Source organism: Massiliimalia massiliensis (genome assembly GCF_900155615.1).
GTDB lineage: Bacteria > Bacillota > Clostridia > Oscillospirales > Ruminococcaceae > Massiliimalia > Massiliimalia massiliensis.
The window spans coordinates 842,682-854,884 of the sequence record NZ_FUHT01000004.1; the positions used below are offsets into that span (position 1 = coordinate 842,682).

Annotated in this window: 12 protein-coding genes and 1 other annotated feature; of the genes, 6 read left to right on the forward strand and 6 right to left on the reverse strand. The window is 49.7% G+C overall.

Annotated features, from left to right (window positions below; all coding sequences use genetic code 11):
- The first annotated feature begins 110 nt into the window (after positions 1–110).
- Together CZ360_RS12630 and CZ360_RS12635 are read left to right on the forward strand one after the other, a co-directional pair.
- Positions 111–287 (forward strand): DUF1540 domain-containing protein, encoded by a 177-nt coding sequence (locus CZ360_RS12630; RefSeq protein WP_077534578.1) that lies wholly within the window; start codon positions 111–113, stop codon positions 285–287.
- Between the two features lie 176 nt (positions 288–463).
- A complete protein-coding gene (locus CZ360_RS12635; protein ID WP_077534579.1) occupies positions 464–1,342 on the forward strand; it encodes an NAD(P)-dependent oxidoreductase in 879 nt (292 codons plus the stop codon).
- Positions 1,343–1,408: 66 nt separating this feature from the next.
- On the opposite strand, the gene pheT is transcribed toward CZ360_RS12635, so the two are convergent.
- Together pheT and pheS are read right to left on the reverse strand one after the other, a co-directional pair.
- A complete protein-coding gene (gene pheT / locus CZ360_RS12640) occupies positions 1,409–3,790 on the reverse strand; it encodes a phenylalanine--tRNA ligase subunit beta (protein ID WP_077534580.1) in 2,382 nt (793 codons plus the stop codon).
- 38 nt (positions 3,791–3,828) lie between these two features.
- The gene (gene pheS / locus CZ360_RS12645) at positions 3,829–4,848 is read right to left on the reverse strand and encodes a phenylalanine--tRNA ligase subunit alpha (RefSeq protein WP_077534581.1); all 1,020 of its coding nucleotides are present in this window, start codon (positions 4,846–4,848) and stop codon (positions 3,829–3,831) included.
- A gap of 90 nt (positions 4,849–4,938) precedes the next feature.
- Positions 4,939–5,179 (reverse strand) — a binding site (T-box leader).
- 146 nt (positions 5,180–5,325) lie between these two features.
- Between pheS and CZ360_RS12650 the strand changes: the two genes are divergently transcribed.
- The 3 genes from CZ360_RS12650 to CZ360_RS12660 all read left to right on the forward strand — a co-directional run bounded on the left by CZ360_RS12650 (position 5,326) and on the right by CZ360_RS12660 (position 8,207).
- Positions 5,326–5,871 carry a hypothetical protein gene (locus CZ360_RS12650; protein WP_077534582.1) on the forward strand — a complete coding sequence of 182 codons (546 nt, stop codon included), beginning with the start codon at positions 5,326–5,328 and terminating at the stop codon, positions 5,869–5,871.
- A gap of 141 nt (positions 5,872–6,012) precedes the next feature.
- Positions 6,013–7,584 carry a bifunctional ADP-dependent NAD(P)H-hydrate dehydratase/NAD(P)H-hydrate epimerase gene (locus CZ360_RS12655; protein WP_077534583.1) on the forward strand — a complete coding sequence of 524 codons (1,572 nt, stop codon included), beginning with the start codon at positions 6,013–6,015 and terminating at the stop codon, positions 7,582–7,584.
- Between the two features lie 23 nt (positions 7,585–7,607).
- The gene (locus CZ360_RS12660; RefSeq protein WP_077534584.1) at positions 7,608–8,207 is read left to right on the forward strand and encodes a hypothetical protein; all 600 of its coding nucleotides are present in this window, start codon (positions 7,608–7,610) and stop codon (positions 8,205–8,207) included.
- Between the two features lie 63 nt (positions 8,208–8,270).
- Here the strand turns inward: CZ360_RS12660 and CZ360_RS12665 are convergent, their stop codons facing one another.
- On the reverse strand, positions 8,271–8,765 hold the full coding sequence (locus tag CZ360_RS12665) for a pyridoxamine 5'-phosphate oxidase family protein (protein ID WP_077534585.1): 495 nt from the start codon (positions 8,763–8,765) through the stop codon (positions 8,271–8,273).
- A gap of 175 nt (positions 8,766–8,940) precedes the next feature.
- On the opposite strand from CZ360_RS12665, the gene CZ360_RS12670 reads away from it, so the two are divergent.
- Positions 8,941–9,543: a sugar O-acetyltransferase gene (locus CZ360_RS12670; RefSeq protein WP_077534586.1), complete on the forward strand. Its 603-nt coding sequence runs from the start codon at positions 8,941–8,943 to the stop codon at positions 9,541–9,543.
- A gap of 57 nt (positions 9,544–9,600) precedes the next feature.
- Here the strand turns inward: CZ360_RS12670 and CZ360_RS12675 are convergent, their stop codons facing one another.
- The 3 genes from CZ360_RS12675 to CZ360_RS12685 form a co-directional block, all read right to left on the reverse strand.
- Positions 9,601–10,251 carry an HAD family hydrolase gene (locus tag CZ360_RS12675; protein ID WP_077534587.1) on the reverse strand — a complete coding sequence of 217 codons (651 nt, stop codon included), beginning with the start codon at positions 10,249–10,251 and terminating at the stop codon, positions 9,601–9,603.
- 45 nt (positions 10,252–10,296) lie between these two features.
- Complete coding sequence (locus CZ360_RS12680; RefSeq protein ID WP_407656982.1) at positions 10,297–11,313, reverse strand: DMT family transporter; 1,017 nt, start codon at positions 11,311–11,313, stop codon at positions 10,297–10,299.
- Positions 11,314–11,407: 94 nt separating this feature from the next.
- On the reverse strand, positions 11,408–12,193 hold the full coding sequence (locus CZ360_RS12685) for an HAD-IIA family hydrolase (protein ID WP_077534588.1): 786 nt from the start codon (positions 12,191–12,193) through the stop codon (positions 11,408–11,410).
- Between the last annotated feature and the right edge of the window lie 10 nt (positions 12,194–12,203).

Below are 12,203 nucleotides of genomic sequence, written 5' to 3' on the forward strand. Positions count from 1 at the left end.
TCATTTCTTTTTAGCTGCGCTTTTTTTCCGCAGTATGTTTTCAAAAAAAAGCCGCATAATAAAAACGAGAAGCGATTCTCATGATTCCATCAAGAAAGAGGTGCCCAATTATGACTAATAGTAACTGTAAGGCAAACCAGTCCATTCGTTGTACTGTTCAGCAGTGCGAACACCACTGCAACGAAAAGGATTACTGTTCTCTGGACTGCATCACTGTCGGAACTCACGAAGCAAACCCGACAATGGTACAGTGCACAGACTGCGAATCCTTCAAAAAACGCAGCTAGTTCCCTTTTTCAAAGAAGCCTCTGTTTATAACAGAGGCTTCTTTTTTGTGAATTATCCTCAATTTGTCGTAATTTCTTTTTAATGAGGAAAATTACTATTGAAATTGTTATAAAAATGAGATAGAATAAGGCTACATAAATAAACTGATTTTATAAAAGTTTAGGAGGTCATTATCATGAGGCTTGGATTTGTCGGCGTAGGCAAAATGGGGCGCGGCATGTGCGAAAACCTGATCAAGAAGGGGCATCAGCTCTATATCTATGACGTGCTTCCAGAAAATATGGAGTATTTTTCCGGAAAAGCCACCCTCTCCCCCAGCTCCAAAGACGTGTTCGAACAGAGCGAAATCACCTTTCTGTCCCTTCCGAACTCCGATGTCATTGAAAGGGTAACGGCGGAATTTATCCAATCCGGCGTCAAAGGAAAAACGGTAATCGATGTTTCCACCAGCTATCCTGAATCCACCAAACGTCTCTACCAGATATTTAAGGAAAACGGCGGCGTCCTGATTGACGCGCCGCTGCTCGGCGGCCCGGATGACACCATGGCAGGAAACGCTCCCTGCATCATTTCCGGGGACAAGGAAGAGGTCGACCGCGTTACGCCGGTCATCGCGGCCTATGCTGACCCCATCGATTATTTCGGGGAAATCGGCAGCGCCCACACTGTAAAGCTGGCGATGAATTTTACCGGCCTGATGTATGCCGCACTTTCGGCACAGATGTTCCCGTTGATGGAAAAGCTCGGAATTGATACGAAAAATCTGTTTAAGGTCATGAACGACGGCCCGTTCCACAACTGGGTCTTTGATTTCTATGGCAAAAAATTTGTCAATAAGGATTATCACATGGACTTCGCGTTGGAGCTCGCCCTGAAGGACATGACCTATGTAAAACGCCTCTATGACAAATTTAACGTCCCGGCCTTCCTGCTGGACGGCGGGCTTGACCTGATGCGCGCAGCCGTAAAAGATGGACGCGGGAAGCATGACACCTCGGAAATTGCTGCAACCATGTACGAATACCTCGGCCTGGAAACTGGTGAACATAAATAAAGATGATTCCTAAAAGATAAAAAAAGCCGCCCGGTGTGTTGGCGGCTTTTTCCATTCATCTTAATGTTATTGTCTCAGGGTAACGCCGATTTTATCAAGCGCTTTCAAGACGCGCTTCACCGCGCCGTCCGCTTCTTCATCGGTCAGGGTTCCCTGGTCGGAACGCATGACAATCGAATAGGAAACGGATTTTTTATCCTTTTCTACCTGCGCGCCTTTATAAACGTCAAAGAGCTCCACCCTCTCCAAAATCTTTCCGACGGCGCCTTTGATCGCCTTCTCAATCTGGATAATCGGCAGCTCATCGTCACAGATCAGGCTCAGATCCCGGGAGGTCGCCGGGTATTTCGGCAGCGGGCAATAGGATTTCTCACTATCCGCCAGCTCATACAGGACGTCGACAGAAAGCTTGGCTACATAAACCTTGGTACCGACATCATAGTTCTGGCAGACCCTCGGGGAAATCTCGCCTAAAATCCCAACCGGTTTTCCGTCTTTGGAAAGAACTGCACACCGGCCCGGATGGAAGGTCGGGTTATCGCTGCATGGGACAATGTCCAAATCCTCGACTCCAATCCGGTCAAACAGCATTTCTGTCATGCCCTTCAGGGTATAGAAATCCGCGCCATTGCCGTATAGTCCTATCGTCAGCATCGGGTTTTCGTCCGGCAGCTCCTGACCTTCAGCAGGGCGGTATTCCATTCCGATTTCATACGCCCAGAGATACGGGTTACGGTTATTATAGTTTCTGGATACAATTTCCATCATAGACGGGATGGTAGTCGTCCGCATAATGCTGGTGTCCTCTCCCAGCGGATTGGTAATCGTTACTGAATTCCGCAGCTCGCTGTCAGCCGGCAGCAGGATATTGTCATAATACTTCGGGCTGATAAAGGAATAGGTCATAATCTCATAGCAGCCCAGGGATAGCATGGTTTCATTGATGGAGCGTTCGAATTTCTGACGCGGGGTAACAACACCGCGGGCTGTTCCGGTCGGGGCTGTCGTCGGGATATTGTTATAGCCGTAAATCCTTGCGATTTCCTCGGCAATATCTGCTTTGTGCTCAATATCAATCCGGTAATACGGCACCAAAATCATATCCCCGTCCATCGTAAAGCCCAGGGAGGTTAGGGTCTTCACCATTTCTTCCCTAGTCAGGTCAATTCCCAGGAACCTGTTGATCCATTCAACTTCCAGCTTTACTCTTCCGGGTTCCTTATCCGAATGGTCGACGTCGATCACCCCGTCGACCACTGTTCCTGCTCCCAGCATTTCTACCAGCTCACAGGCGCGTTCTACACATTCCATCGTGCTCAGCGCGGATATTCCCTTTTCATAGCGCGCAGAAGCGTCGGTTCTCATGCCGAGTTTTTTTGCTGTTTTCCGCACGCTGCTGCCCATGAAGTTTGCGGATTCAAATACAACAGTCGTAGTATCGTCCATGATCCCGCTGTATTCGCCTCCCATTACTCCTGCAACCGCAACCGGCTTTTCCGCATCGGAGATAATCAGCATGTCATCGGTAAAGGTACGGTCGATCCCATCGAGCGTCATCATGGTTTCCCCGTTCTTTGCGCGGCGCACCACGATTTCCCTCCCGGCCACATAGCGCAGGTCAAAAGCATGCATCGGCTGACCATATTCCAGCATAACATAGTTTGTGATATCAACCAGGTTATTGATCGGGCGGACGCCGGAAGCGCGCAGCCGTTCCCTCATCCAAAGCGGTGACGGCCCAATTTTCACGTCCTTCACAATCTTTGCCGTATAGCGCGGGCAGAGGTCGGCTGCCTCTACTGCCACTTTCAGATAATTCTTGATGTCGTCACCGTCTCCGCTGCCCTTTACAACTGGAGTATGCAGCTTCAGCGGAACGTCATAGGTCGCTGCAGTTTCCCTGGCAAGGCCGATGACTGACAGACAGTCCGGGCGGTTAGAAGTAATTTCAAATTCTACGCTGGTGTCATTAAGCCCAATGGCGGACTGAATATCCTGCCCAATCCGGCAGTCCTCCTCAATCAGGAAAATCCCATCTTCTATCGCGTAGGGAAAATCATTAACTGTCAGTCCCAGCTCACTCAAGGAGCACAGCATCCCTTCGCTCACCATGCCGCGCAGCTTTCCCTTTTTAATTTTCTTTCCGCCCGGCAGCAGTGCGCCATCCAGGCAGACCGGCACCAGCGCGCCGACTACCACATTTGTCGCACCCGTTACAATCTGGACAGGCGCTTCTTTTCCAACGTCCACCTGACAGACCACCAGCTTGTCTGCGTCCGGATGCTTCTCAATAGAAAGCACCTTCCCAACTACGACGTTGCTGATTTCCGAGCCTTCAATCTCATATCCTTCTACCTTAGAGCCGGACATGGTTAAAGCCTCTGCATATTCTCTTGGGTTTACATCTATATCTACATAGTCGGATAACCATTTCATTGACAAATTCATCGACTTTTTCTCTCCTTACTCAAATCTTGTGAAACCGATTAAAACTGCTCCAGGAAACGCATGTCGTTTTCAAAGAACATCCGGATATCATCAATCCCAAAGCGGCGCATAACTACGCGTTCCAGTCCGACCCCAAAGGCAAAGCCGGAATACTCCTCCGGATCGATCCCACAGTTTAAGAGTACTTTCGGATGAACCATCCCGGCTCCCAGCACCTCGATCCAGCCTTCCCCTTTGCAAAGGCGGCAGCCCTCGCCATGGCAGTTAAAGCACATAACGTCAATTTCAGCGCTCGGCTCCGTGAACGGGAAATGATGCGGGCGGAAACGGATTTTGGAATCCTCGCCATACAGACCCTTGATAAACATTTCAAGCGTCCCCTTCAGGTCGCTCATCGTGACTCCCTTGTCGACAACCAGTCCTTCAATCTGATGGAACACCGGCGAATGGGTCGCGTCCAGGGCGTCGGAACGGTACACCCGTCCCGGGGAGATAATCCGGATCGGCGGCTTCCGTTTTTCCATAGTACGGATCTGAACCGGAGAGGTCTGGGTACGCAGCAGAGTGTTTTCAGTAATATAGAAGGTATCCTGCGTGTCTCTTGCCGGATGATCCTTCGGCAGGTTTAACGCTTCAAAGTTATAGTAATCAAGCTCCACCTCCGGGCCGCTGACAACGTCAAAGCCCATTCCGAGGAAGATTTCCTTGATTTCGTCCATTACAATGGTGAGCGGATGCTTTTTCCCGATGTCAAATTTTTTCCCGGGCATCGTTACGTCGATTTTTTCCGCCGCAAGCTGCGCCGCAAGCTGTTTCTCCTTGAGCTGCGCAATCCGCCGGCTCACTTCCTCTTCAATTTTGGCGCGTACCTCATTAGCAAGCTGTCCGATCACCGGGCGTTCTTCCGGCGAAAGCTTTCCCATCTGCTTTAAGATGGCGGTCAGCTCCCCTTTTTTACCGAGGTATTTTACCTTTAATTCATCCAGCGCCTTCAAATCACCGCAGGCCTCCAGCTTTTCTATTGCGGTGTTTTTAATCTGCTCTAACGCGTCTCTCATTTGAACAATCCTCCTGTATCGCAATAATACTTTCCATGACAAACATTTTTTGGCCCGCACAATAAAAAAACTTCCGTCCTTCAGATTTCTCCAAGGGACGAAAGATCATTCCAACGCGGTACCACCCTGATTTTTGCAGGAATATCCCGCAAACACTCAAAAGCTCTTTAACGACAGCCACTCCGTTTTCGCCTAATGCCCACAGGGGTTCAGCAAAACCACTCCTAAGCGAACTTCTGCATCTCCGTTTCTGCGCCTGCTCTCAGCCGGTGACAGGACCTCTCTTTTCAAAAGCGATTGAAACGCATACTCTCTTCATCATCGTGTTTATCATATAACACTAAATAATATAACAAATTTTTTACAATTTTTCAAGTACAAATTCCACAAAATGAGTTGAATGTTTGAAGGAAATCCTCTATAATATATCTAAGAGGTGCAAAGCACCACCCTACACGATAAGGAGTTAACAGAAAAATGGATGTATTTTTAGAACAAATTGTAGCAAGAAAATCAACCGGAGTTGATGTAGTCAAAAAGATTTTAATTATCTTCGCGGCGATCTTCCTGGTATTCCTGTTTGCGTTTATTCTTCCAGGGCTGCGGCTAAACGAAGGAATTCTTGGAACCATCGGCCAGATTTTCAGCATGCTGGGCCTGCTGCTTGCGGCTGGTGTCATTTACGGAACTTATTTCCTGATTTCCGGGATGAGCATTGAATATGAATATATTCTTACAAATGGAGAAATCGACGTAGACAAAATCATTGCCCGCAGAAAGAGAAAACGTCTCATCACTGTCGATACCCGTGCCTTCACAGAATTTGGCCTTTATAAAAGCGCGCCGAAGGTGGATTCCAACGTTACGGTGATTATGGCCTGTTCCTCCACCGAAGACCCGAATACATACTATGCGGTTTGCGATCACGCAAAATTCGGCAAATGTATGCTGGTTTTTAACCCGAATGAAAAAATCCTGTCCCACGCAAAACAGTATATTAAACGGATCGCATGGAAAGCATAGCTAATAAATCAACTGAATACTGAAAACCGATTGCCCTCGTTGTTTAACGAGGGCTTTTTCAGAGGCAACCGGCGCAGTCCGGCTCCCTGATAGGGAGATGGATGTGAAAGCAATATTTTATACTTGAAAGAAAGTGATTTTATGATGGAAAATACCCTATCGATCGCACAGATGAAAGAAGCGGAGGCACGCGCTGACCAGCTCGGCGTCAGCTATCTGGAGCTGATGGAAAATGCCGGCGCCGCCTGTGCCAGAAGATATGCGGAAATTGCAGACCAGGTGTCCCGCTCCTCTGTCGTCATCCTCTGCGGAAACGGGAACAACGGCGGAGACGGACTGGTTATCGCCCGTATTTTGGCCGAATGGGGCGCTGATGTTACGGTCATTTTCTGCAAAGGCGAGCCAGCTACTGAAATTGCGAAGCTGATGCACCAAAAGGTTTTATCCATGACGGAAATCCAAACGCTGGATGCCGAACGCGAGCCGATGGTAAGCCTGTTTCATATCAAGCAGGCCGACGTAATCTTTGACTGTATCTTTGGCACCGGGTTCCGCGGAGAGATTTCCGGGACGATTGCCCGTATGGTCGGGGCTGCCAACCAATCTGCAGCGCTCAGGATTGCCGTTGATATTCCAAGCGGAATGAGCGGCGACAGCGGGAACTGCTCCGAAACCACCTTCCGCGCCGACCATACCTTTGCCCTGGCGGCGCTGAAAAAGGCGCATGCCATGCCCTCTTCCGCAGCCTATTGCGGAAAGGTCGCATGTCTGGAAATCGGTATTCCCGAGGAAGCAATGAAAGGTCTTTTTTCCTCTGCCGCTTCCCTGTCCCTATCCAGCCTTCCTCCGCTTTTGCCCAAGCGTAATCCCAATGCCAACAAAGGCGACTTTGGCAAGCTTTTGATCATCGCGGGCAGGAATGGGATGGGAGGCGCCGCAATGATGGCCACCCTCGCAGCGCTGCGCTGCGGGTGCGGGCTTACCACCCTTGCTTCCGTACAAAGCACCGTTTCAGCTTGCATGCCTTTTCTGATGGAAGCTGTCACTTTGCCTCTCATCGAAACTGCCGACGGCGCGGTTTCCGCGGAGAACATCCCCGCACTGACAAGGCGGCTGTCCGTTTCTACCGCCTGTGTCATCGGCTGCGGCTTGGGAACCGACCCTTCTGTCAGGGAATTGGTCGCGGCCGCCCTGGAAACAGCAAAAGTTCCGGTCGTTTTAGATGCAGATGGTATAAATGCACTGGCTGGTGACATAAATATAGTACAAACAGCAAAGGTTCCTTTGATTCTCACTCCGCATCCCAAGGAATTCTCTCGTCTGACCGGGAGATCTGTTGATCAAATCGAGTCAAACCGCGAGGAAAGCGCGCGCTCATTCGCACAGGCTTATTCTGTAATCTTAGTCCTGAAGGGCCACGAAACCCTGATCGCTCTCCCGGACGGAACCCTTTACCGCAATACAACGGGGAATGCCGGAATGGCCAAGGGCGGCAGCGGGGATGTCCTGGCAGGAATGATCGGTTCCTTCCTTGCGCAGGGATTTGCGCCTGACCATGCCGCGCGTCTTGCGGTCTGCCTGCACGGTGCCGCCGGAGACGAATGTGCGCGGATCAGGTCAGAGTATGGGATTTTGGCGAGAGATATCATCGAGGCGATCCCCCTGCTGTTACGGAAAATTGAACTGGAACGCGACCAGCAGATCCGTTCTTGACCACTGAAAGGTGTGAACTGCATTTGGAAAAGAAAAAACCGTTTCCGATCTATCTGGTGATTGGAATCGTTCTGGTAGTAATTGCGGCTGTCGCAATTTTCCTGATCCGCAGCAACGCAAAGCTTTCTGAATCTGAGCAGCAATCTGTAACAGATTCGCTGCAGCAGCCCTTCTCTGCAACCGCAACAATCCGCCTGGAGCAGATGACGGCTGTAGCGGATATTAACCGAACGGCGGAAAATACCTTTACCTTCCAGCTTGTAGAGCCGCAGGCGTTAAAGGATTTGTCCTTTCAGTACAACGGAAGCGACATCACTGCCTCCTATCATGGCATGAGCGTTACCATCGGGGATGATTCGATGATCGCCAAGGCGCTTGCCGGAATCCTGTTCCGGTCGATCAATGAGGCAACTAAAGGAAGCGGAGTCGAGATCTCGGAAGCCGACGGTATCCTGACCTTAAAGGGAGAAGGCGATGACGGAAATTTCACCATGCAGATTGATCCGAAAAAGAATACCATCCTGGATTTGCAGGTGCCTTCCCTTGATCTTACCTGCGAGTTTTCAGACTTCCTGTTCCAGCCGAATACCGCTGAATCAGAAGCCCTCTCGGAAGCCTCCTAGCGGCAAAACCACACTGTGCAGAAAAGCAGCCCATAAAATTTATGGGCTGCTTTTTATTGCTCATTACATCATTTCATTCTGTTTTACCAGTTCCTTCGCCTGCTTTCCGGTCATATGCTCGACTGATATCTCTACCATGCAAAGGTGATCGATCTGTTCCTTGATTTCCTGCGCCCGGCCTTCTGTCTGACCGGGAGAATAACGCTCCGCTAATTTTTCCAGCGCCGCCCTCTTTTCTGTTTCATCCTCTAAAACGCGCGCTTTCCCAAATGCGATAACACTCCGGTAATGGGTTGTATAGCGTTCTGGAACCACTTCATCCCGGTCAATCACACAGAACGATACTTTTTCATTCCGCGCGATCCCATCAAGCTTATGCCCTGTTTTCGCACAATGGAAAAAAATTTTATCATCAGCATATACATAGCTGAGCGGTACGGCATATGGATACCCGTCGTCACCGCAAACGGCCAGAACCCCGGAAGTTCCACGCCGAAGGACAGCAACAGCCTCCTCCTTGGTCAAAACCTGTTTTTTCCTCCGCATTTCCCGAAACATAACAGTTCTCCTTTCTTCTGTTACCTGTATTATAAAACAGCTCCCCGCAAAATGCAACAAGCCGATGAAACGCCGCGTGCAAAAATAGGTTTGCCAAGCCTTTCGTCGCTATGCTATAATAACAGCAGAAAACATTTCTATCATCATGGAAAAGAACAGAAAGGACGGGTTCCCTATGACTGAGAAAGAAATCCAAAAGGACAGGGCAGAAAAGGGCCTGTTATATGACGACGGCCCAATGACAGACGAGAGAATTCACGCCAAACAGCTTTGCCACGAATACAATCAGTTAGGGCCGATGCAGCACGATGAACGCGCAGCCTTCATGGGAAAAATACTGGGCAAAACAGGTGAAAATTGTTTTATTGAGGCTCCGTTCTGGTGTGATTATGGCTACAACATCGAAGTCGGTGACTACTTCTATGCCAACCACAATTGTATTATCCTCGATGGCTCCAGGGTAACGTTTGGCAGCCATATCTTCCTTGGCCCAAACTGCGCCTTTTATACCGCAGGACACCCGCTGGACGTAGAGCAGCGGAACAATTGGCTGCAATACTCTTACCCCATTACTGTTGGCGATAATGTCTGGATCGGAGGGAACACCGTTGTCCTTGCCGGGGTCAATATTGGCAGCGACACAGTAATCGGCGCAGGCAGCGTGGTGACAAAGGATATTCCATCCGGTGTTGTTGCTGCCGGAAACCCCTGCCGGGTACTCCGGGAAATCACTGATGCTGACCGGATCAAATACGAAACAAGGCAAAAAGGTAAATGATTTGTTGAAAATCCCCGTATGGCCGAGCCATACGGGGATTTATTTCCCGATTTAATATTACAGCAGCTCAAGCGCCTCCATCGGATGCCGGATGATTGCATCCGCATGGTTCTCCTTCAGCTCTTTCTCGTCCCGGAATCCCCACAGTACCCCTACTGTCTTCATCCCGGCTGCTTTTCCGGTCTGCATATCGACATTGGTATCGCCAAGATACAAGCATTCGGACGGCAAAACGCCAAATTCCTTTGCCATCCAAAGCGCGCCGTCCGGCGCAGGCTTCTTGGGGAAAGCCTCACTCTGCCCCATGACCAGATCGAACAGTTTGGTTCCAAAATAGGCTGTTACTACATCCACCGTCTGCTGGTGCGGTTTGTTTGACAGGACTGCCAGCCTGATATTCCGCTGACTCAGCGCCGTCAGCAGCTCCCTGATTCCGGGATAAGGCTCCACATGATAGCCGCAGGTCTGAGCAAAATAGCCCATATACACCGGGAATGCACGCTCCAGCAAACCCTCATCCGGCTTGCCAGCCGCAGCTAACACACGCCGAACCAGCGTTTTCGCTCCGTCACCGGCATATTGTTTATACTCCTCTGCCGGTCTCGGAGTCAGGCCAAAGTCCCACAGCATCCTGCTGCCAGCCGCTTCCATCGATTCAATGGTATTCAAGAGTGTTCCATCCAAATCGAAAATTACCGCTTTTATCATTCTGATCCCCCGCTATATCAATTTTATTGTTTTCCATTGCATCGTCTATTCAGCCTGCCCAGGTTCCTCTTTTTTCCGGTTCACAATATAAATTCCGGCACATACCAAAACCAACGCCAGGATATTCTGCCACGACCAGATCGATTCTCCCAGAAACAGTGCGGACAAAATTGTTCCAAACACTGGGACAAGGAAATTATAAACGGAAATTTTCCCCACCCGGTTGTGCTTTAGAAGGGTTGTCCATAAGGTAAATGCCACAGAGGACAGCAGCGCCATATAAAGCAACAGCCCGACCGCCTTCGGTGTAATATCTGAGAAGGAAGCGCCTCCCAATATGCCGAGCAGGATCAGCACCAGCCCACCGAGGAACAGGTTATAGCCTGTCACAACCATTGCATCCTCCTGTGCGGAGACCACCTTGCTGATAATAAAGCTGACCGCAAAAACACAGGCGCTTAGGAGCATAAAACCTTCTCCCAAAAAGGAAAAGCCGCCGGACTCTGCTCCCGCGCCGTTGAGATTCACCAACACTACTCCTGCCAGCCCAACTACACAGCCGATTCCCTTCGCCCAATTCATCCGGTCATTCTTATAACAGAAATGGGCAAGGATTACAGCAATAAAGGTGCCGAATGCATTCAGAATCGCTCCCTTTACCCCCGTGGTATGAGAGAGGCCAATATAGAAAAAGAGATACTGCAGGGTTGTCTGCACAAGGCCGAGCAGGATAATTCCGCCCCAATGTCCTTTTTTCGGTACTACCAGCCTTTTTCTTATGAGACTTGCAAATGCAATTACAAGCACCCCGGCCAGTGTGAACCGGAAGCCGGCAAACAGAAATTTACCAAAGGTATCCTCCGGGCGGATGGAAAACAGCTCGTATCCAATTTTAATACATGGGTATGCGCTTCCCCACAGCACGCAGCAAAGCGTTGCCGTTAAAAGAATCACCGAATTTTTCTGAAATATTGTCTTGACCTTCTTCATGGTTATGTCCGTGGCTCCGCCAAAGCGAAAGCGCTCCTTTCCTGTTGAATAGAGACTGGTTTTATCATTCAAACGGCTCTGCCTCTTGGTTCCGGCAAGGCTATTATGTAACTCAGCTTTTCTTATCATGCAAAAACAGGACGGTATCTCCCCGCCCTGTTGTTATTTATAGCTGTTCGGCCAGCTCTCCCAAATCCTGGAAGATATAATCCGGCTGAATGTCTGAATCCTCCAAATCCTTTAGAGAGGTTTCACCGCTGAGCACTAAAATCGAAGTGATTCCGGAATTTGCTCCGACAGCAATATCGGTATACAAGCGGTCGCCCACCATAGCGATCCGGTCGTGCGGCAGGTGAAATTTCTCCGCGGCAGAATCAATAATGTAGCGGTTTGGTTTTCCGATTACCAACGGCCGTTTCCCGGTAGATGCCTCCACAAAAGCGATCATCGCGCCTGTATCCGGGATAAAACCGCCGTTTTCAATCGGGCAGTTAAAATCCGGATGAGTCGCGATATAAGGCACACCGCTCCGCACAAAATCACAGAGCCTGCGCAGACGCTCATAAGTCAGGTTCAGGTCAAACCCCAGCACGGCATAATCCGGGTTTTCATCCGTCAGCACAAATCCAGCGTCGAGAAATTCCTGTTCCAGGCTTTCTGTTCCGAGAAGGAAGATTCGCGCCCCAGGTTTCTGACGTTTTAAATAAATCGCAGCCGCCTCCCCGGAGGTAATAACCTGGTGATCCGCAAAGGAAAAACCCATACGGCTTAGCTTCGCTACATAATCCCTCCGGTTTTTGGAGGAATTATTTGTCAGGAAGGCAAGCTGGCAGTCCGGAAGAGAATCAATTTTCTCCACAAACGGCCGGGAGCCATCCAGAACCCTGTCTCCCAGATAAAAGGTACCGTCCATATCTAACAAAAATAGCCGAATATTTTCTAACTGGTTCATTCCCCTGTCC

Excerpts from the sequence above, each read along its gene's own strand:
- CZ360_RS12630 (WP_077534578.1), top strand. The coding sequence starts at position 111 with ATGACTAATAGTAACTGTAAGGCAAACCAGTCCATTCGTTGTACTGTT.
- CZ360_RS12635 (WP_077534579.1), top strand. The coding sequence starts at position 464 with ATGAGGCTTGGATTTGTCGGCGTAGGCAAAATGGGGCGCGGCATGTGC.
- pheT (WP_077534580.1), bottom strand. The coding sequence starts at position 3,790 with ATGAATTTGTCAATGAAATGGTTATCCGACTATGTAGATATAGATGTA.
- pheS (WP_077534581.1), bottom strand. The coding sequence starts at position 4,848 with ATGAGAGACGCGTTAGAGCAGATTAAAAACACCGCAATAGAAAAGCTG.
- CZ360_RS12650 (WP_077534582.1), top strand. The coding sequence starts at position 5,326 with ATGGATGTATTTTTAGAACAAATTGTAGCAAGAAAATCAACCGGAGTT.
- CZ360_RS12655 (WP_077534583.1), top strand. The coding sequence starts at position 6,013 with ATGATGGAAAATACCCTATCGATCGCACAGATGAAAGAAGCGGAGGCA.
- CZ360_RS12665 (WP_077534585.1), bottom strand. The coding sequence starts at position 8,765 with ATGTTTCGGGAAATGCGGAGGAAAAAACAGGTTTTGACCAAGGAGGAG.
- CZ360_RS12670 (WP_077534586.1), top strand. The coding sequence starts at position 8,941 with ATGACTGAGAAAGAAATCCAAAAGGACAGGGCAGAAAAGGGCCTGTTA.
- CZ360_RS12675 (WP_077534587.1), bottom strand. The coding sequence starts at position 10,251 with ATGATAAAAGCGGTAATTTTCGATTTGGATGGAACACTCTTGAATACC.
- CZ360_RS12685 (WP_077534588.1), bottom strand. The coding sequence starts at position 12,193 with ATGAACCAGTTAGAAAATATTCGGCTATTTTTGTTAGATATGGACGGT.